General features: G+C 70.2%; 17 protein-coding genes. 4 read left to right on the top strand and 13 right to left on the bottom strand.

What is annotated here, in order from left to right; genetic code table 11:
• Positions 1 to 76: 76 nt before the first annotated feature.
• The 5 genes from QSV35_RS18360 to QSV35_RS18340 are packed head-to-tail and all read right to left on the bottom strand — an operon-like array spanning position 77 to position 5,093.
• The gene (locus tag QSV35_RS18360; RefSeq protein WP_286290371.1) at positions 77 to 1,558 is read right to left on the bottom strand and encodes an aldehyde dehydrogenase family protein; all 1,482 of its coding nucleotides are present in this window, start codon (positions 1,556 to 1,558) and stop codon (positions 77 to 79) included.
• Entirely contained in the window at positions 1,555 to 2,739 is a 1,185-nt protein-coding gene (locus tag QSV35_RS18355) for a M20 family metallopeptidase (protein WP_286290370.1), read from the bottom strand. The genes QSV35_RS18360 and QSV35_RS18355 overlap by 4 nt, the downstream gene beginning before the upstream one ends.
• Positions 2,732 to 3,403 (bottom strand): DUF1028 domain-containing protein, encoded by a 672-nt coding sequence (locus QSV35_RS18350; protein WP_286290369.1) that lies wholly within the window; start codon positions 3,401 to 3,403, stop codon positions 2,732 to 2,734. The genes QSV35_RS18355 and QSV35_RS18350 overlap by 8 nt, the downstream gene beginning before the upstream one ends.
• Positions 3,400 to 3,822 (bottom strand): RidA family protein, encoded by a 423-nt coding sequence (locus tag QSV35_RS18345; RefSeq protein WP_286290368.1) that lies wholly within the window; start codon positions 3,820 to 3,822, stop codon positions 3,400 to 3,402. The genes QSV35_RS18350 and QSV35_RS18345 overlap by 4 nt, the downstream gene beginning before the upstream one ends.
• Positions 3,822 to 5,093 (bottom strand): flavin-containing monooxygenase, encoded by a 1,272-nt coding sequence (locus tag QSV35_RS18340; RefSeq protein ID WP_286290367.1) that lies wholly within the window; start codon positions 5,091 to 5,093, stop codon positions 3,822 to 3,824. Before QSV35_RS18340 ends, QSV35_RS18345 begins: the two co-directional genes overlap by 1 nt.
• 104 nt (positions 5,094 to 5,197) lie before the next feature.
• Here QSV35_RS18340 and QSV35_RS18335 point away from each other — a divergent pair, with 104 nt between their 5' ends.
• Entirely contained in the window at positions 5,198 to 6,112 is a 915-nt protein-coding gene (locus QSV35_RS18335; protein ID WP_286290366.1) for a LysR family transcriptional regulator, read from the top strand.
• A gap of 213 nt (positions 6,113 to 6,325) precedes the next feature.
• Here the strand turns inward: QSV35_RS18335 and QSV35_RS18330 are convergent, their stop codons facing one another.
• The 4 genes from QSV35_RS18330 to QSV35_RS18315 all read right to left on the bottom strand — a co-directional run bounded on the left by QSV35_RS18330 (position 6,326) and on the right by QSV35_RS18315 (position 12,602).
• Positions 6,326 to 8,281 carry a primary-amine oxidase gene (locus QSV35_RS18330; RefSeq protein ID WP_286290365.1) on the bottom strand — a complete coding sequence of 652 codons (1,956 nt, stop codon included), beginning with the start codon at positions 8,279 to 8,281 and terminating at the stop codon, positions 6,326 to 6,328.
• Between the two features lie 53 nt (positions 8,282 to 8,334).
• Positions 8,335 to 9,849 (bottom strand): APC family permease, encoded by a 1,515-nt coding sequence (locus tag QSV35_RS18325; RefSeq protein WP_286290362.1) that lies wholly within the window; start codon positions 9,847 to 9,849, stop codon positions 8,335 to 8,337.
• A gap of 184 nt (positions 9,850 to 10,033) precedes the next feature.
• Positions 10,034 to 11,155: a hypothetical protein gene (locus QSV35_RS18320; protein ID WP_286290361.1), complete on the bottom strand. Its 1,122-nt coding sequence runs from the start codon at positions 11,153 to 11,155 to the stop codon at positions 10,034 to 10,036.
• Positions 11,156 to 11,225: 70 nt separating this feature from the next.
• Positions 11,226 to 12,602: a DUF222 domain-containing protein gene (locus QSV35_RS18315; RefSeq protein ID WP_286290360.1), complete on the bottom strand. Its 1,377-nt coding sequence runs from the start codon at positions 12,600 to 12,602 to the stop codon at positions 11,226 to 11,228.
• A 108-nt stretch (positions 12,603 to 12,710) separates the two neighbouring features.
• Here QSV35_RS18315 and QSV35_RS18310 point away from each other — a divergent pair, with 108 nt between their 5' ends.
• Positions 12,711 to 13,148 (top strand): pyridoxamine 5'-phosphate oxidase family protein, encoded by a 438-nt coding sequence (locus tag QSV35_RS18310; protein WP_286290359.1) that lies wholly within the window; start codon positions 12,711 to 12,713, stop codon positions 13,146 to 13,148.
• A 29-nt stretch (positions 13,149 to 13,177) separates the two neighbouring features.
• Here the strand turns inward: QSV35_RS18310 and QSV35_RS18305 are convergent, their stop codons facing one another.
• On the bottom strand, positions 13,178 to 14,413 hold the full coding sequence (locus QSV35_RS18305; RefSeq protein ID WP_286290358.1) for an alpha/beta hydrolase family protein: 1,236 nt from the start codon (positions 14,411 to 14,413) through the stop codon (positions 13,178 to 13,180).
• Between the two features lie 18 nt (positions 14,414 to 14,431).
• Positions 14,432 to 15,592: a serine hydrolase domain-containing protein gene (locus QSV35_RS18300; RefSeq protein WP_286290357.1), complete on the bottom strand. Its 1,161-nt coding sequence runs from the start codon at positions 15,590 to 15,592 to the stop codon at positions 14,432 to 14,434.
• Positions 15,593 to 15,806: 214 nt separating this feature from the next.
• Here QSV35_RS18300 and QSV35_RS18295 point away from each other — a divergent pair, with 214 nt between their 5' ends.
• On the top strand, positions 15,807 to 16,556 hold the full coding sequence (locus QSV35_RS18295; RefSeq protein ID WP_286290355.1) for a Pr6Pr family membrane protein: 750 nt from the start codon (positions 15,807 to 15,809) through the stop codon (positions 16,554 to 16,556).
• 9 nt (positions 16,557 to 16,565) lie between these two features.
• Here the strand turns inward: QSV35_RS18295 and QSV35_RS18290 are convergent, their stop codons facing one another.
• The gene (locus QSV35_RS18290) at positions 16,566 to 17,519 is read right to left on the bottom strand and encodes an alpha/beta fold hydrolase (RefSeq protein ID WP_286290354.1); all 954 of its coding nucleotides are present in this window, start codon (positions 17,517 to 17,519) and stop codon (positions 16,566 to 16,568) included.
• 55 nt (positions 17,520 to 17,574) lie between these two features.
• Here QSV35_RS18290 and QSV35_RS18285 point away from each other — a divergent pair, with 55 nt between their 5' ends.
• A complete protein-coding gene (locus QSV35_RS18285; protein ID WP_286290353.1) occupies positions 17,575 to 18,222 on the top strand; it encodes a TetR/AcrR family transcriptional regulator in 648 nt (215 codons plus the stop codon).
• On the opposite strand, the gene QSV35_RS18280 is transcribed toward QSV35_RS18285, so the two are convergent.
• On the bottom strand, positions 18,215 to 19,027 hold the full coding sequence (locus tag QSV35_RS18280; protein WP_286290352.1) for an isocitrate lyase/PEP mutase family protein: 813 nt from the start codon (positions 19,025 to 19,027) through the stop codon (positions 18,215 to 18,217). The genes QSV35_RS18285 and QSV35_RS18280 overlap by 8 nt on opposite strands.
• Between the last annotated feature and the right edge of the window lie 46 nt (positions 19,028 to 19,073).

The following is a 19,073-nucleotide window of genomic DNA, read 5'->3' as shown; positions in this document are numbered from 1 at the left end:
GAGCCCGTCGAGGCGTCGTCACCCGCCGCACGACGAACGACCCCTCGACAACCTCGGGGACCGAGGCAGTCCTCCCTCAGCCGTGCTGGAACCAGGTGGTCTTCCAGTCGGTGTAGTTGTCGAGGGCGTGACGCGAGAGGTCGCGGCCGAAGCCGGACTGACGGAAGCCGCCGAACGGCGTCGTGATCCCGAGGGCGTCGACGGTGTTGACCGAGACGGTGCCGGCGACGAGGGCCTCGGACACGCGGTGCGCACGGCCGAGGTCGTTGGTCCACAGGGATGCGGCGAGCCCGTAGTCCGTCGCGTTCGCGAGGCGGACCGCATCCTCCTCCGTGTCGAAGGGCAGGACGGCCACGAGCGGACCGAACACCTCGACCCGGTGGAGGTCGTGGGAGGCTGCGAGGCCCGTGACGATCGCGGGGCGCAGGTAGGCGTCCGATCCCGTGATCGTGACGCGGTCGCCGCGGCTCACCAGCTCGCCGTCGGCCGCTGCCCGTGCGATCGCCACGCCCACCTCGTCGGCGTGCGCACGGCTGATGAGGCTGCCGTTGCCCGGGTCGCCCGCGAGCGGATCGCTCGGCTCGTAGTCGGCGGATGCGGCGGCCAGCAGCCGCACGAACTCGTCGTGCGCGGACCGCTCCACGAGGATGCGGGAGTTCGCCGAGCACACCTGCCCCTGGTTGTAGAACGCGCCGAAGGCGGCCTTCGCGGCGGCGGTCCCGAGATCGGCGTCGGCGAAGATCACGTTGGAGCTCTTGCCGCCCGCCTCGAGCGCGACGCGCTTCATGTTGGAGTTGCCGGCATCCACCATCAGCTGCTTGGCGACCGCGGTCGACCCGGTGAAGGCGAGCACGTCGATGCCGGGGTGGCGCGCGAGGCGGTTGCCGACCGTCGAGCCGCGGCCGGGCACCACGTTCAGGACGCCCGCCGGAATGCCCGCCTTGAGGGCGAGGTCGGCGAGACGGAGGGCCGTCAGCGAGGTCTCGGTCGCCGGCTTGTGCACGACGCTGTTGCCGGCGGCGAGAGCGGGGGCGAGCTTCCACGCTGCGATCTCGAGCGGGTAGTTCCACGGCGTGATCGCACCGACCACACCGAGCGGCACGCGGCGCACGAGGGCGGTCGAGCCGGGTGGCGTGGCCGGGATCTCGTCGTACCGCTTGTCAGCGAGCTCGCCGTACCAGCGGAAGGTCTCGGCGGCTCCGGGCACGTCGACCGTGAGCGTCTGTGCGATGGGCTTGCCCGAATCGAGGGTCTCGAGCAGCGCCAGCTCCTCGAGGTTCGCCATCATGAGGTCGGCGAGACGGATGAGCGCCTTGCCGCGCTCCGCGGCGCCGACACGACTCCACGCGCCGCCGTCGAACGCGCGGCGGGCGTGGTCGACGGCGAGGTCGACATCGATCTCGGAGCCGGCGGCGAGATCGGCGAGGTGGGCGAGGGAGCCAGGGCTCGTCACCGTCAGGGTGGCCCCCGACGAGGCATCCACGCGTCGCCCGTCGATGACGGCGCGTCCGTCGATGACGAGGGCGCGGGCGCGGGCGGTCCAGTCGGTGGCGGTCATGCGCGTTCTCCTTCGGGGGTCGCGGATGCGGATGCGAATGCCGACGCCGCGCGGCGTCGAGCCACGTCGAGCGCCGTCCAGGCCAGCGCGACGGCGCCGTCCCGCAGGGTCTGCTCGGCGGCCGGGCCGACGCACGCCTCCGCGAATTCGAGTTGATGGTTGCTCGCCTCGCCGCCGACGCCGATGTAGGGATGGATGGCGTTCACGACCTGCGAGACATTGCCCATGTCGGTCGACGCGCGGTTCATCGCTGCGGCGGCCGGGTCGACGTCGAAGTCGCGACCCACCGCGACCGCGTTGGCGCGGTAGAGGTCGAGGGCCTCGACATCGGTGCGCATCTCCGAGTACCGGCCGCCCTCGGGGGTCACGGTCAGCGCGGCGCCCGTCGCGAGCGCGCCCGCCTCGAAGCAGTTCAACACGCGCTGTTCGAGTTCGAGCAGCTTCTCGGTGGTCCCAGCCCTCACGTACCAGCGGCCCTCGGTCCGCTCGGGGATCGCATTGGGCGCCTCGCCGCCCCGCGTCTGCACTCCGTGGACGCGCACCCCCGCCGGCAGCTGCTGGCGCAGCAGCGCGATGGCGGTCTGCGCGATGAGGAAGGCGTCGTTCGCGTTGACGCCGCGCTCGGGATAGCCCGCGGCGTGTGCGGCCTTGCCGTCGTAGCGGATGTGCCAGTGCGCCACCGCGAGCGGCTCGGCCTCGGCGACGTCGACCGGCGCGGGGTGCGCCATGAGCGCGAAGTCCAGCTCGGTGAACGCCCCACGCTCGAGCAGTTCGATCTTGCCGCCGTAGCCCTCCTCAGCCGGGGTGCCGATCACCTCGACGGTGACGCCGAGCTCATCGGCGACCTCGGCGAGCGCGATCGCTCCTCCGACGCTCATGGCCGAGATGAGGTTGTGACCGCACGCGTGCCCGAGCGCCGGAAGCGCGTCGTACTCCGCGAGGAATCCGACGGTGAAGCCGTCACCCCGACCGTACACGGCACGGAACGCCGTCTCCAGGCCGAGGTACGGGCGCTCCACGACGAATCCATGCCGTTCGAGGACTGCGGCGACGCGCGCCGACGATCGCACTTCCTGCCAGCCGAGCTCCGGGTCGTCGTGCAGCTCGTTCGAGAGCGTCACGAGCTCATCGGCGACATGGGCGAGGCGATCGGCGACACGGCGCTTGAGCTGGTCACTCATCGCCGGGCACCCCGTACGAGGGAGCTGCGGTCGGGTCGAGCCCGCGCGTGACGTAGTCGTCGCGCTGCGGAAGCCACACGGCGAGCAGGGCGCCGAGCTCGGCGATCGGGTCGCCCTCGGTCCAGTCGATACGCAGGTCGGTGACGCGCCATCCCGCATCCCGGACGACCGACAGGCCGGCCGAATGCACGGGTCCGGCCTCTCCCCCGGCCGCGATCGCCGCGTTCATGGCAGCGAGCAGCCGCACCTCGAGATCGCCGGACGCTGCGGCGAAGGCATCCACCATGAGCTGCGGAATCGCCGCCGACGCCAGCATGTTCCCGCCCGCGACGACGCCGTGGCCGACGGCATCCCCGAAGACGCCCAGGGCGCGTCCGCCCGAGTACACCGCCGCACGACCGTGCCCGTCGACGACGAGGAGCTGACGGAACTCGATGTTCGGGGTCACCGCCGTGATCGCGTGCAGCGCCTCCTGCGCCGCGAGGCCCTCGCGGAGCCCCGCGAGCACGGCCGGGCCGAGCCGCGGATCGGTGACGTTCTGCGAGTTCACACCGCCGACGCCGTCGGCGAGGTGCACGCAGCGCGCTGCGACGGCCGGCGACGACGAGCAGATCGCGGATCCGACGGCACCGGATGCGTCGCGCGCGACGATCGAGAACGTCACTGCGCGCCTGCTGAGATCACTGCCGTGGCGTCGATCTCGACGAGCCACTCCGGGCGGGCGAGGGCGCTGACGACGATCCCCGTCGAGACGGGGTAGACGCCCTTCAGCCAGCGGCCCATGACCTGGTAGACGGTCTCGCGGTAGCGCGGGTCGATGATGTAGACGACGACCTTGACGATGTCCGCGAGCGATGAGCCCGCCTCATCCAGCAGCATCGCGATGTTCGCCATCGCCTTCTCCGCCTGGGCCTCGACGTCGCCGATGCCGACCGACTCGCGCGTCTCGAGATCCTGCCCGATCTGGCCGCGCAGGTACACGACGCCGTTCGCGACGACGGCCTGGCAGAGGTCGTTGTCGAGATTCTGCTCGGGGTACGTCTCCTTCGTGTTGAAGGGACGGATGCGGGTGTGCGTGGGCATCATGCTCCTGTCTTCGTGAGTACGTGGGCTTCGTCGTACGCGAGGTAGCCGCGCTGGATGGCGATCTGGTCGGCGAGGTACTTGGCGTCGTGCCACACGCCCCAGATGAAGCTCGAGCCGCGGCGCGACTGCCAGGGCAGGCCGAGGAAGTACACGCCGGGCTCGCGCGAGACCCCGCGCTGGTGCAGGGGGCGTCCGCGCTCGTCGAAGGTGTCCGCATCCAGCCAGCTGTAGTCGGCGCCGAAGCCGACGGCCCAGACGATCGACGTGATGCCGGCCGCGGCGAGGTCGAGCGAGAGGATCGGGTCGGTGACGCACTCGGGGTCGGCCCCCAGGATGTGCGCCTCCGGCTCCTCGGGCAGGTCGATGCCGGTGCGTGCGACGTAGGCGTCGGCTTCGCGGAGGAGTCCGAGGTAGTTCGCGTCGCCCGCCGCGATGTTGGCGGCGAGATCCGGGGCGAACGCCATCGTGCCGTCCGCGTAGGCGCCCGCACGGCCGAGCAGCGTGATGCCGTCCTCGGCGAGCCGGCGGAAGTCCACAGTGCGGCCGCCGTTCGCCCCGCTCACGGCGATCGTGACGTGCTCCGCGCCGGCGGCGGGGGTCGCCGCATCCCACTTCCCGAGGACGCCGAGCCAGTAGCAGAAGTCGCGGTCGCGGTAGCTGCGCGGCGGACGGTCGTGCGGGCCGACGGCGAGGAACACCGTGCGGCCGCACGCGCGCAGTTCGTCGGCGATCTGCACGCCGGACGAGCCCGCGCCGACCACGAGCACGCCGCCCTCGGGCAGCTGGTCGGGACGGTGGTAGGCGCTGGAGTGGAGCTGGTGGATGCCGGCATCCTCCGGCACCACCGCCGGGATGATCGGAGTCTGGAACGGGCCGGTCGCCGCTACGACGAACCGCGCCTCGATCGTGCCGTCGGAGGTCTCGACCTGGAAGCCGGGGCGGCCGTCATTGCGGCGCACGGACGTCACCTCGACCCCGGTGCGGATCGGGGCGCCGAAGCGCCGGGCGTACTCGGCGAGATAGTCGGCGACCTGCTCCTTGCCTGCGAAGGCGTCGGGGTGGATGTCGAACTCCATGCCCGGGAAGCGGTCATGCCATGCGGGCCCGTTCGCCACCAGGGAGTCCCACCGCCACGAGCGCCAGCGCTCGGCGACCCGGTCGCGCTCCACCACGATGTGGGGGACTCCGCCGCGGGTCAGGTGCTCGCTCATCGCGATGCCGGCCTGGCCGCCGCCGACGACGAGGACCTCCGTGTGCTCGCTCGACATCCCTACCTCCTTGTAACCGTCTCCTCCATCGTCGCGAGCCCCGCTGCATCTGTACACTTCACAAACTCGACGTACTGCATCAAGGGAATTGATACGATCGCCGCATGGCACGCCTCGGCCGCCCCGACATGACGCTCGTCCAGCTGCGGTACTTCGTCGCGGCGGCGGCACGACGATCGATGACCGATGCCTCGGTCGATCTGCACGTCGCCCAGTCCGCCGTGTCGACCGCGATCGCGCAGCTGGAGCGGAACCTCGGCGTGCAGCTGTTCGTCCGGCAGCGCAGCAAGGGCCTGGCGCTGACGGATGCCGGCGAGCAGCTGCTGCGCGACACCCAGTCGCTGCTCGCCCAGGTCGACGAGATGACGGATGCGGTGCGCGGCCAGCACCACGACGTGCGCGGCACGCTGCGGCTCGCGTGCTTCACCACGATCGCCCCGTTCGTGCTGCCGCGGCTCATCTCACGCGTCGAGCAGGAGCACCCGGACCTGAGGGTCGAGATCATCGAGGCCGACGTCGACGGCACCGTCGAGCTGCTGCTGAACGGCTCCGTCGAGGGCGCGATCGCGTACGACTTCGGGAGCGTCCACGACCTCGCGTTCGACCACCTGTACGCGGCTCCGCCGCACGTCATCCTGTCGGCCGGCCATCCCCTGGCCCACCGCAAGCGACTGAAGCTGGCGGAGCTCGCAGGGCAGGACATGGTGCTCCTCGATCTGCCGCACTCGCGCGAGTACTTCCTGGGGATGCTGCGGGATGCGGGCGTCGAGCCGCAGATCCGCTACAGCTCGCGCAGCTACGAGACGGTGCGCTCGCTCGTCGCGCGAGCCGGCGGCTACTCGGTGCTGAACCACATCCCGCAGTCGCCGCGCACCTACGACGGCGGCGAACTCGTCGCGGTGCCGCTCGCAGGCTCCGTCCCGCCGCTCGACGTGTGCTTCGTCCGCGTCAAGGACGTGCGACCGACAGCGCGGGCGCGGGTGATCGCCACCCTCGCCCGCGAGCTGTTCCGCACCTGACGCACACGGTCAGCGCAGCGAGACGAAACGCCGCAAGCCGATCTCGCAGCGCCACCACGTTTCGACTCGGTCGCTGACGCTCCCTCGCTCAACGACCGCCGCATCCCGGTCGTTGAGCGAGCACAGCGAGACGAAACGCCGCAAGCCGATCTCGCAGCGCCACCACGTTTCGTCTCGGTCGCTGACGCTCCCTCGCTCAACGACCCGCGGGGCTCAGCAGTGGCAGGCGTCGCCGTCTGCGCCGCAGTGCCCCTTCGCCTTCGGGGACGGCGGCACGTCGAGTGCCGGGTTCTGGTCGAAGAATCCGGTCGGCTTGAGCGTGAAGCCGGTGTAGTCGACGGGCATGATCGGCCAGTCCTCGGTGCGGGGGAAGTGCGTGAGCCCGAAGGCGTGCCACAGCACGATGTCCTCACCGTCGATCGCGCGGTCGGCCGCGATGTACTCGGGAAGACCCGGGCTGCCGACGCTCTGATTGACGAAGTCCCCCGCGGGGTAGCGCTCGTCGTCGTCGAAGCGCGTGACCCACAGGTGCTCGGTGGCGAACGCCGCGCGCCGGGCGATCGACGAATCGTCCGCCATCGCGAGCGTCGGCTGCCCCTCCGGGAACAGCGTGTAGGCGACGGGCTCGCCGACGACGTTGGTCTTCTCGGTGTTGACGATCTCCCACACTCGGCCGCGCAGGCCGTCGGCCTTGCGCTTGGCCTCCGATTCGGTGCCCAGCACACGTCGCGAGCGCGTGAACGCGTTGCCGTGCGGGTTGCCCGGCCCCTTTGGCACGCGCTGCAGATCGAGCTCGTGCACCGCATTGCTGGCTCCGTCCACGGCCATGTCGAGCCGCGCGCAGAAGATGTGCTGGTGGTACGGCGCCCCCAGGCCTGGCGCGATGCGCGAGGCGTACGGGTAGTCGCCCTCCGGGTAGCGGGCGGTGAAGACGATGCCGGTGGCCTTCGCCTCGAACTGGATCGTGCCGTCGAGGTAGAGGTACCAGTAGAAGCCGTAGTCGTAGTTGCCGACGGTCGTGAAGAAGCTCACGACCAGGCGGCGCTGCCGGCGCGTCGACGCGTGGTTCGCCCACTCGTCGGTGTGCTTCCAGAGCAGGCCGAAGTCCTCCTCGTGGATGCAGATCGCCTGGCTGATCTCCCGCGGGTTGCCGAAGTCGTCAGCCACCACGGGTGAGAGATAGGTGATCTCGCCGAGGCAGTCGCAGCCGAGCTCGAGGGAGTTGGCGTCGCGGCCGACGAGGTACTCGCCGGTGTCGAAGTAGTTCTGCCACGAGCGGTAGGGCGCCGGGTCGCCGTACGGGACGACCATCTCGGCGATCGAGGCCCGGTCGATGACCGAACGGCGGGTGCCGCGGTCGTCGAAGCCGATCTGGCTGAGCACGAGTCCCTCGCGGGCGTCGAAGCCGACGTGCAGGTCCCACTTCTGCCAGCGGAGCACGTTGCCGGCGAGGGTGAAGCTCGGACCCTCCGGCTGCGTGATGACGATGGGCTTGAGGTCGGTGCGCAGCGGGCCGCTGACCTCCGGATCCTCGAAGTTGTCGTTCCCCATCGGGATCGCGGCCGGGCCGTCGTCGATGATGCGCACGACCTTGCGCTCGATCATGTCGACGAAGGCGACGAGCTGGTCGACCGGGTGCCCCCACGCATAGTCGGAGGCATCCCGCTGCACGAATGCCAGGCCGCGCAGCAGGCGCTTGCCCTCCTCGCCCTCGTAGTCGAAGATGCCGGCCGAGAGCGGCGCGACGCGCACGTCGTGCGGCTCGAGTCCGCGGCTCGCGAGCGCCGCGCGCCACCCCTCGTCCGCGGCGAGGATCTCCTCGATGGCGTCGAACTCCTCGAAGAGCACGGGCGCCTGACCGCTGAGCTCCGGGTCGACGGCCACAGCGCTGACCGTCTCGCCCGCCGTGAGGTCGACGACGAGGTCCGTCGTGTCGCCCGTGGCGGTGTCGAGGAGGATGGCGCGGGCCCGGCGGTGCGGCACCCGTTCGGTGTCGCGCAGCTCGGCCTTCGTCGGCTCCTTGAGGCTCAGGTAGGCGACGCGGACCGTGTCGCCCAGGCGTCCCTCGGCGACCAGGTGGTCGCGCACCGCCGTGATCTCCGCCGCGCTCAGGGGATCGAGGGGGTGCGTCGTGCGCACGGTCGGGAAGGTCAGCAGCTGCTCGGTCACGATGTTCTCTCCAGTGGTGCTTTCGGGTGTCGGTCGCCGACTCGGTCGCCGACTCAGTCGCCGACCATGGCGGCGAATTCTGCGGCATCCAGCTCGTCCGTGGCGCGGGTGCCGCGACGGCTGCGCTCCCAGAGGTAGCCGATGATGGCGAGGGCGGCGATCACGACGAGCGTGCCGACGGTGAACAGCTCGAACGTTCCGCGGTCGACGCCCCAGATGTCGTGGAAACCGTAGTCGATGCCGAGCACCTGTTCGATGGTGCCCGGGAAGACCGCGACCCAGGAGCCCAGCACGACCCACGCGTAGATGACGACGGTGCAGATCCAGAGGCCCACGTTGCCGCCCGGGATGCGGAACGGACGCTGCACCTCGGGGAACTTGCGGCGCAGCGCGATGACTGTCGGGAAGATCACGAGGTACGACAGCAGCAGCGTCGAGATCGCGACCGTCAGCACCACGGTGAACACCGCGCTCGTGCTGCCGTCCAGGAGCATCGTGGCCGCGACGCAGAACACGGTCGCGACGATGCCGGAGAGGAGGTTCATGCGCACCGGGGTCCCGAGGCGGTCTGAGAACTTCCCGAAGTAGCGGAAGAAGACGCCGTCGGCGGCGGCCGCGGCCTGCACGCGGTCGGAGGCGATCATCCACGCCGACGCCTGGGTCAGCACGACGAAGATGAAGACCACCGCGGCGATCCACATGAGGGGGCCCGCCGCCGGGCCGTAGACCTTGAAGACCTCCTTGAAGGCGTCGAGGAGGCCGGAGGCGCCCTGCACCTTGCTGGCCGGCAGCACCGCGAGGATCGCGAAGATCGGCACGAGGTAGCAGAGGATCGAGATGATCCCGGAGGATGCCACGGCCTTGGGGACGTCCTTCTGCGGGTTGCGCATCTCTTCGGCGGCGCCGTTCGGGGCCTCGAAGCCGACGACGGCGAACAGGATGACGGGGGTCACCGCGAGGAATCCGCCCATGGTCGGCGAGAAGTCGCCCGCGGCGTAGCCGTGCACGCCGTACTTCATGGCGTAGAGGCCGACCGTGACGACGAACACCACGAGGAGCGCGACCTTGAGGATGCCGCCCACGGCGACGATGTGCTTGCCGTACTGCAGGCCGATGATCGCCGTCGCGATCGCCACCCAGATGAAGATGAGCTTGAACGCGTAGTCGCCGAAGCTGCCCGGCTTCAACGGCGAGATGTAGGTGTCCCACGTCAGCGCAGCGATGAACACCAGGGATCCGCCCATCCAGAGCGGATTGGTGACCCAGTAGAACATCGTCGAGATCGCGGACGCGAGCTTGCCGTACGCGAGGCGCACCCACACGAACGGGCCGCCCTCGCCGTGGAACGTACTGCCGAGCTCGGCGACGACCAGGGCGTACGGGAACAGGAACGTGATGCCGATCACGAGCGTCCACGTGAACGCCTGAGCGCCTCCGCCCGCCGCGATCTGCGCGACGGTGTCGATCGAGATGATCGCCGCGACGGAGAGCAGGATGATGTCGAGCCGGCCCAGCGTCTTGCGGAATGTCTGGGTGCGGATGTCCGATGTCTCGAGTTCAATGCTCATCGAGGACTCCTCTGTCCTTCGGGTGCGGCAGGACGGTCGGGTGTGCCTGCCGCGGATGCCTTCGAGTCAAATGCACCGACACCGCCGAGCGCCAATATCGGTCGACGGCCCACTGCATCACCTGAACTGATGCAGACGGGGTGGGGTCATCACGTCGAGGGATGCGGCGGAGCAACTCCTGCGGTCACGGCCGGGTGTCCTGCATCCATACGTCTCCGTCGCGGCGCCACTCGATGCGCGGGCCCTCCCACTCGCGGACGGATGCGGTGAGCCAGAGGGTCGCATCGGGCCCCCAACCGGCGAGGACGGTGGAGAACTCGTCGTCGACGCGGATAGGTCGGGTCGCGGCGCCGAGGTAGCCCGCGACGGTCAGATGGACGGCATCCCAGCCCTCCGCGATCGCCTGCCAGTCCGGGATGAGCCAGCGCCCGTCGCGCCCCGTGGTCCGGTACCAGTCGTGGCGACGGGATGCGGTGACCTCGAGCGGATGCCGGCGGCACAGCCGCGCCCAGTCCTCGGCCGTGCGGATCTCGTAAGTGCGGCCCGCGCCGCGTACGGGGATCGCGGTTGCGGAGATCCAGCCGAGCGAGTCCTCGACCAGTCGCAGACCGGCGGGCACGCCGTCCGGAGTGGTCCCTGTCGTCACGAGGAATCCACTCGGGGACGACCACCACGTGCCGCTCCAGTTCGCCTCGACGTCGGCGGGGCGCTCACTCCGCGCACGCTGCTCCTCGTCGTCGACCTGTTCGCGCCAGCTCTGCAGCCGCGGCTCCGGGTCGGTGCCGATCTCAATCGCGCCGCCCGGATCGTGCCACTCGATCGCCCACTGATCCGGCCGGCGGTCTCCCGTCCACCAGGACGCCCCCGGGTGGGTCGCGAGCCGATCCGCAATGCGCACGAGCGCCTTCGCGACCGTCGGTTCAGCGGCCACCACGTCGAACTCGTCGCGCGGCTGCCAGTACATCGCTGCGTCGACAGATGCGCCCAGCGCGCTGTCGACGTCCGTGTGAGGCTCCACGGCGACGTCGGCGATGAGCTCCGCGAGGCCGGCGACCGCGGGCGTGGCGCATTCGGGCTCTCCGGCCTCGTCTTCGCGCGCAGCCCCGTGCACTGTCAGGTGAACCACGCCGGCCGTGCGCTGATAGGCCAGCCGGTGGGTCGCCGCCGCGACCTCGTCGCTCAGCTGCCGCGCGACCTCGAGACAGACGCGCCGTCCGCGCGGACCCGACGTGAGGGCGGACCGAAGAGAGGCACCCTCGTCGACCCGAGGACGGTGCGGCTGAACATCGTGGACGCCTTCATCCATCGCCGTCTCCCCCCGATCGGTCCCCCGACCGTAGCAACTCCGCGCGCCCGGCACACCCTGCCTATGACGCTCAGAAGGGCGGGGCGTCCCGGGTCGCGGTCGCGCCGCGCGCGAGGACGGCCTCAACCCGCTCGTGCATGCCGTCGAACGGATTCGTCGTCCGATGCCCACTCGGAAACGACACCTCGACGGCGCCATCGTCTCGCCGATGATGTTCGAGCTTCGTCGTGTCCTTCAGCGCATGGTCCGGATCGCAGAGCGGGTCGAGATTCACGATGTCTGTCACTCCGCGATTCGGGCCGTGGTAGGCGCACCAATGGTCGATGTCCGCATCGATCGCGAGGCGCTCGCATCCGTCCCGTACACACGTCCCGTGCGCGAGCGCGAGCCAGTCGCGCTGCGCAGCAGTCGCGCGGCGGGAGCGCCGATCCATGTCCAGGACGACGCCGCTGACCGGATCGGTGATGACCCGTGTGAACGCACCCGCATCGAGGAACAGCTGACGAGCGGTCGCGTCGTCGATCGACCCGAGTCCGGGGACGAGTGGGGTTGCGTTCAGATCCGCACCGAAGCCTCCGGAATTCGAGACACCGGCACCAGGACGGTTGCGGACGGAGGCTTGTGCGGCCTGGGCGAGCCGATCGAACGGGATCGTCACCAGCACCTTCGTCTTGACCCCGTGAGGTGTGCCTACACCGCCGAGGAGCCCGGCGAAGACGTCGGCACGCGCCTGCGAGTGCGTCCGGCCGTCGAGTTCGTCGAGAGGCATGTTCTTCACCGTGCGGGTCAGGCTCCGGTCGATGCCGTGCGCGGTCACCGTGGGGATCAGCGCGCAGAGCCACGACATCCCGTCCGGCGCCGTATCGACGTACACGCGCCGACGGGCGAACGCCGCCGCGTGCCGCTGCGTGCGGGTGGGTGACAAGAGCCGGTCGGCGACTCTGCGGGCCTGACGGCGAGTGGTCGCCACGGTCGCGCCCATTGCGACATCTCGCAGGATCTCGTCGAAACCCGCGACCTGATCCGCGTGCTCCGCGAAGAGCGTCAGCTGCGACTGGGCGGCCTTCACGTGCTCGATCGAGATGAACCCGTCGAGCGCGCTCTGCCACAACCGCGGGAGCTCGGACCGCGCCTGCTCGGCGAGACTCGCCCACGTGCGTACATGCTGCTCGCTCATCCGCAGGCGCGACGACGCCTCCAGCACGGCGCATCGGACCGCGAGCTCCGCCTCACCGCCGAGAGGCATCAGAGCGGCGGCCGGCCTGTTCGAAATCGTGTCGACATACAGATCGGGGTGCGCACGCGCGTGCGCGAGCACCTCCGCCAGGAATTCGCATTGGCGGGCGGCGCGTCGGTTCGCCTCGACCTGCTCCGCTTCGGCCTCGCCGAACAGCGAGCGCAGAACGAACGCGGTGTCAACGTCTACGACGGCCGCATCTCGTTCCATACACTCAATCTAGTATATCTGTTCGATGTGCGCAACGAGCAACGGCATAGATCTTCGAATATTCGGGTGCACCGAAGCGTGTCGGTCGCCCGACGTAGACTCGCGCCCATGACCGGCCTCCTGAATCCTGACGTCGATGTCGACGCCAAAGCGCTGCGCATGCTGGAGAACGACCTCCTGGCGTGGTTCGTCACGACGGCTCGCGACGGCACGCCGCGCGCCGTGCCCGTCTGGTTCCTGTGGCATGACGGCCGCGTGATCGTGATGAGCGAGCCGCAGACAGGCAAGGTCGCCGCCGTCCGCCGCGGCGCCCCGGTGCTGATGCACCTGCAGGCGGGCGGCCCGTTCGGCGACGACGTCGTCATCCTCCACGGCACCGCCGAGATCGATGCGCGATCGACCGCGGAGTGGCTCGCCGAGCACCACGACGCCTACCTCGGGAAGTACGCGGAGGCGATCGACGACTACGGGGTGCCGCTCGACGACATCGCGGTGAAGTTCTCGACGATCATCGTCTTCAGCCCGGGGCGCATCCAGGCCTGGTGACCGTACGCCGACGCGGACGTGGCTCCTCGCTAGCCGGCCAGGATGTCGTCGAGCCAATCGAGCACACGGCGGTTCAGGAGCGACCGGTTCATCATCTCGCAGTGCCCGCCGGCGCCTTCCGCGATGGTGAAGTCGACGACATCCGCGCGTCCGCCCGCCGCGATGATCGCCTCGGCGAACCCGCCGGCTCCGGCCGCCAGCGGATCGCCCTCGCCGCGCGTCAGCAGGACGGGGCAGCGGATGCCGTCGAGCCTGCCGACCGACGTGAACCCCGCCGTGGTGTTGAGGAACGCGCGGAAGTCCGTCACGCCGTTCGCCCAGAACCCGCGTTGCGCGATCGCCCAGCGCAACTGGCGGTTCGCCTCGATCGACGCCATGATGCGGCCCAGCGTCGCGTCGGGGAGGTTCAGCGGGTCGCGGGCCTCCTCCTCGCTCGCGCCGAGCCGGCGGACGAAGGCGCCGAGACCCGCGCCGAGGTCGAGCTGCCCGGGGTCGGCGATGCATGCGGCGATGCGCGGGTCACCGCTCGTCGCCGCGCGCGGTGCGAAGTAGCCGCCGAGGCTCCATCCGCTGATGACGATGCGATCCGCATCGACGAGCGGATGGTCCGCGATGTGGTCGAGCACGGCGTCCAGCACCGCCTCGAAGTCCGGGCGCAGCGCGAAGCCCTGCTCCGAGAGCGTCGCCCCTTGGCCCGGCGCCTCGAAGACGAGCGAGTGATAGCCGCGCCTGGTCGCGGCGACGCTCGACGCGAAGTACTCGTCGGCGGAGGATGCGTCATAGCCGTTGATCTGGATGATGAGCGGACGCCGCTCGCTCTCGTGTCCTTCCGCGAGGGCGAGATTCGCGCGCATCCGAGCACCGTCGAACGGGATGTCGAAGGGCGCGACGGATCCAGGTCGAAGCTCGAGGCCCGCTTCGAAAGCCTCGCGCATCCGACGTTGCGCGACCAGCAGCCGGGGGTCGATCGGAGCGCCCAGCAGGGGACGGTAGGCGTTCGAGTACGCGGCGCTCGCCCGGAGGAGGAGGTCGGATGCGGTCACCCCGTGACCGGCGGCGCGAGCGTCATCCGCCCGCGACACGAGGCTGTCGGCGTGCCGGAGCCAGGCGGCGCAGAACTCATCGTCGTCCCCGTCCGCGACTTCCGCCGCCACCGCGGCGGCCTCGCCGAAATCCGCGCCGCCGTACGGCGCGTACCCGAGCACCCACGTCCCCATCGCCTCGTGGAAGTCGTTCTGGAACATCCGTCCCGGTGTCGCGCTCACGGCATCCCCTCCCTTCAGTCACTGTCCGAGGGCCTTGACCAGACCCGCGAAGATGTAGGGCGCCGGCGCCTGGCCTGACGGCGCGTCGATGTCGCTGCCCACGAGGACCACGATCGTGACGTCGCTGCCGTAGTCGTGGTAGACCGACGTGGTGTAGCCGGGGATGTCGCCGTCGTGTCCCCACCATCCGTTGCGATCGCCGATCCCGATGCCGTATCCGGCCGTCGCGGTGTTCGGCGGCGGGGAGGTGAGGATCGAGTCGCGGCGCAGCTGCTGCATCTGCGGCGTGAGGACCTTGTCGCCCGTGAACAGCGCATGCGCCCACTTCGTCATGTCGTCGAGGGTGGAGACGACCTGCCCCGCGGTGCCGGCGAAGGTGGGACTGAAGTGCGCGGCATCGCGCGGGATCGTCCCGTCCACGCCCTGCAGGGTGACTCCCGAGATATACGGCTCAGGCAGATCCGTCGTCGACGGGAACGACGACTGCGTCATCCCCAGCGGACCGAAGATCCGCTGCTGGAACACCTGCGCGATCGGCTGCCCGGTCACCTTCTCGATGACCTCTCCGAGAGCGACATAGTTCGAGTTCGAGTACTGCCACCCCTGGCCCGGGGCGAACGTCGGCGTGAGCGTCTTCACACCGTCGAGGAGCTGCGCCGGAGTCCACGGCTCCTCCGGGGACGCGAGGTAGCGATCGGTGATCTGCGCATCGAGCGTGTACGACGGGATGCCGCTCGTCATGTCCGCGACCTGGCGCAGCGTCGCGTCGCCGTTCGGCAGCCCCGGAACGTATTTCGACAGCGGATCGTCGAGCGAGACCTTCCCCTCCGAGACGAGCTGCAACAGGATCGTCGCGGTCATCGTCTTCGTGAGGCTGCCGATCCGCGTGTGGTCGGCAGCCGTCGGCGTCGTCCGCCCGCCCGCGGCGGTCGTGCCGACGGCGCCCGTCCACTCCCCCTTGGGCGTGATCACGCGCGCGATCGCGCCGGGGAACACGAGCGTTCCGTGGGCGTCGTCGAGGACCTTCTGCAGTGCCGACGCCTGCGCCGCGGGGAGGGCATGGGCGGTCGGGGATGCGGCCGACGGCGATGCGAGCCCGCCCGATCCCCCCGCGCACCCCGTGAGCAGGAGCGCTGCGGTCACCGCGACCGCCGCACACATCTTCTTCCGTCCGAACATGCGACTTCCCCCCAGTCGACGCACCCAACCTAGGCCCGCGGCTGCCGGGGTGTCACGGGACGCAAGTCGCGTGTGCGCCGTGCTGGACGCCCCTGGCGGACGGCGACAAGTTTTATCGAAACCGTTCACGAAAGAGCAGTTCTCTTGTACAAAGTCCACGCCATTCCCACTCAACGGGAGGACAGTGGTCCCTCGAACGGGGAAGGAGCCGACCATGAAGTGGTCGTCGTGGAGAATCCTCAGGATCGTCGCATCCTGGCTCGGCATCAGCGCGGTCGTCGCGGGCGGCGCGGTCGACATCGCGCGCGGCATCCGCATGTCGCAGAACATGGTCCTCGTCGTGGAGAACTACTTCAGCTTCTTCACGATCGTGACCACGATCGCGATGATCGTGACGTTCTTCATCGCGGCGCGGCGCAACGGACCCCTCGCGAGTGCGGATGGGGTCGAGTCGACGCCCCTGGCCATCGCCCTCGCCACCACGAGCACGGCGATGATCATCCTCGGCATCGTCTACAACGTGCTCTTGCGGAGCATCCCGCTCGACCTCGCGACCCCAGACCCGTTCTGGGTCACGTTCCTCGACCGCTACTCGCTCGAGGTGCTGCACGTCGCCCTCCTCGCGTACGTGATCGTCGACGTGCTGTTCGCGCCGCGACGCCGGCGGCTGGGGTGGCTGTCGCTCATCGCGATCGTCGGCATCCCGCTCGTCTGGGCGGTGTACACGATGGTGCGCGGCCCGCTCGTTCCCGCGCCCGACGGCTCGACCACCTACTGGTATCCGTACTTCTTCCTCGACCCCAACGGCCCCGGCGGCTACGCGACGCCCATGATGTACATCGGCGTGATCGCGGTGGCCTTCCTGGTTCTCGGCAGTGTCATGATCCTGCTGACGCACCGCAACCGCCTCGCGCCGAAGGAGACGGCGCCGCCCGCCGACACGGCACAGACGCAACGCGTCTAGGCCGGTCTGCTAGACCTCAGCCGGCCGCGCGGGAAGGAACTCGAGGATGCCGGTGGCGCATCGATCGGGCTGATCGATCCACGGCAGGTGGCCGGCATCCGGGATCTCGACGAGCCGCGCGTCGGGCATGCGCTCGGCGAGCCCCCGACCGACATCCGGCGCACCCAGTGGATCCTCCGAGCCCCACAGGAACAGCGTCGGGCACGACACCCGCGCGAGCTCAGGAGCCAGGGCACGGGTTGCCCGCATCCCGCGCGCGAACACCCCGCTGCCCGCTGGCACGAACACGCGCTCGACCATGCGCCGCCAGCTGCGGGAGGCCCCCGGGAGCCGCGCGCCCGCGGCGAGGCACTCCGCCAGGTCGTCGGGCACACGATCCGGATGCACCACGAGGCGCCCCTTCGCCCATCCCTGCCGCAGCCCGACGGCATCGCCCGGCGGGCGGAGCACCGTCGCGTAGAGCAGCGCGTTCAGGCCCCGCGTCCCGACCAGGCGATGGAACAGCGGCGCGCGCTCCGACGACCCCGCCGGCTCCCCCAGCAGGATGAGCCGCGACACGCGCTCGGGATGCTCGACCGCGAAGGCGAGCGCGAAATACCCGCCCATCGAGTTCGCCGCGAGCGCCGCGCGCTCGAGCCCCAGGCCATCGAGCAGGCCCGCGACGAAGGCGGCGCCGTGCGCACGCAGATCGACGCCACGGTAGTCGAACGGACCCGTCAGCCCGCATCCCGGCCGGTCGGGCAGGATCACGCGGAATCGTGACGCGAGCGCGGGCAGCAGCGGGAGCCACGACATGGCCACGCTGTTGCCGCCGTGGATCAGGACGAGCGGCTCGCCCGAGCCGACCTCCGTGACGTGCACGCGCATCGGCGGATCGGCGAGATCGACGAAGCGGTTCCGGACGGACAGCCCCCGCTGCGCGTACAGCATCGATTGCACCAGGTCGAAGGTGGCGGCATCCATGACGCGTCTCATTTCATTGAGCGACACTCATTGAATACCCAGTATCGTGGACCCGATGGATGACGACGTCAAGAGGCGGCCGTACGATTCCCCGTCGCGGCGCGCGAAGTCGGATGCGACGCGGGCGCGGATCATGCATGCGGCGGCCGACCTGTTCGTCGCGCAGGGGTACGCGGCCACGAGCACGCGCACCGTCGCCGCGAAGGCCGGAGCATCGGAGGCATCCGTCTTCGCGAACTTCGCGTCGAAGGCGGGACTCCTCTCGTCCGTGATCGTCGATCGCGTGACGACGGATGCCGACTTCCCCCTCTCGTCCGCCGGCGCCGTGGTCGCGGGCATGCCCCGACGCGCCGCGGTCGCCGCGTTCGCGCGCATCGTCCGGCGTGCGCACGCACGCACCTGGCGCCTGCTCGCGGTGGGCGCGGCGGCTGCGGCCGACGACGCCGATCTGGCCGCGACGATGCGGCGCGGAGCCGAACGCCGGCTCCTCGACATCCGCTGGTTCGCCGAGACGGTCCTCGGCGCACCCGACTCCGAGCGCGTCGCGGAGAGCATCTGGGCGGTCGCGGCCGTCGAGCCCTACCGGCACCTCATCATCGAGCGCGTGTGGTCCGACGAAGCGTACGAGGAGTGGCTCGCCCGGATGATCCTCGCCACGGTCGAGGGCACGGCGGTGAGCGAGGGCGAGGGCGAGGTCAGCTGAGGCGCCGCTGCATCTCGGCGTACGGCAGCGCGCCGTCGAGGAACCCGAGCGTCCCCGTCTCGTTCAGCTCGCGAGCAGCGCGTTCGAGGGCGCTGAACGCCACACGAGCGAGGCTCCCGCCGAGGCTCACGCGCGCGACGCCGAGGGAGAAGAGGGTCGGCGCGTCGATGACGTTCGCACTGAGTCCGGCCACGATGTTGAGCGGCGCGGGGATCTCGGCGGCCAGCCGACGGATCGTGTCCTCGTCGTCGACACCGGGGACGAAGACGCAGTCCGCGCCGGCGGCGACGTAGCGTTCGGCGCGCCGGATCGTCTCCGCGAACGGATCATCCGCGCCGACGAAGAAGTACGCATCCGTCCGGGCGTTCAGCACGAATGTCCCCCGGGGCGCCGCATCCCTCGCCGCCGCGAGGCGATCGCCCGCCTCGCCGATGTCGATGAGCGCGCCGTCGCGGGTGTCCTCGATGTTCCCGCCGACCACGCCGAGGGCGGCGGCGCGCGCGATCGTGCGGCCGACCTCGGCGGCGGTGTCGCCGTAGCCGGACTCGAGGTCTGCGCTCACCGGCAGGTCGACGGCATCCACCATCTCCGCGACCCGGTCGAGCATCGCGTCGACGGTCATCGCACCGCCGTCGGGAACGCCGAACGACCACGCGATCCCCGCGCTCGTCGTGGCGATCGCGGGGAACCCCGCCTGGGCGAGGATGCGGGCGGACCCCGCATCCCACGCATTCGGGATGACGAATCCCCGGCCGTCATGGAGTGCGAGGAACTCCTCAGCGCGTTGCAGGGCAGGTCCGCGCATGATGACTCCCCCAGTGATCGGGTGCGGTTTCGCGCGACGTTACACC

Source organism: Microbacterium candidum, assembly GCF_030315975.1.
Taxonomy (GTDB): Bacteria; Actinomycetota; Actinomycetes; order Actinomycetales; family Microbacteriaceae; genus Microbacterium; species Microbacterium candidum.
This window is presented reverse-complemented; position numbering and strand designations above follow the sequence as displayed.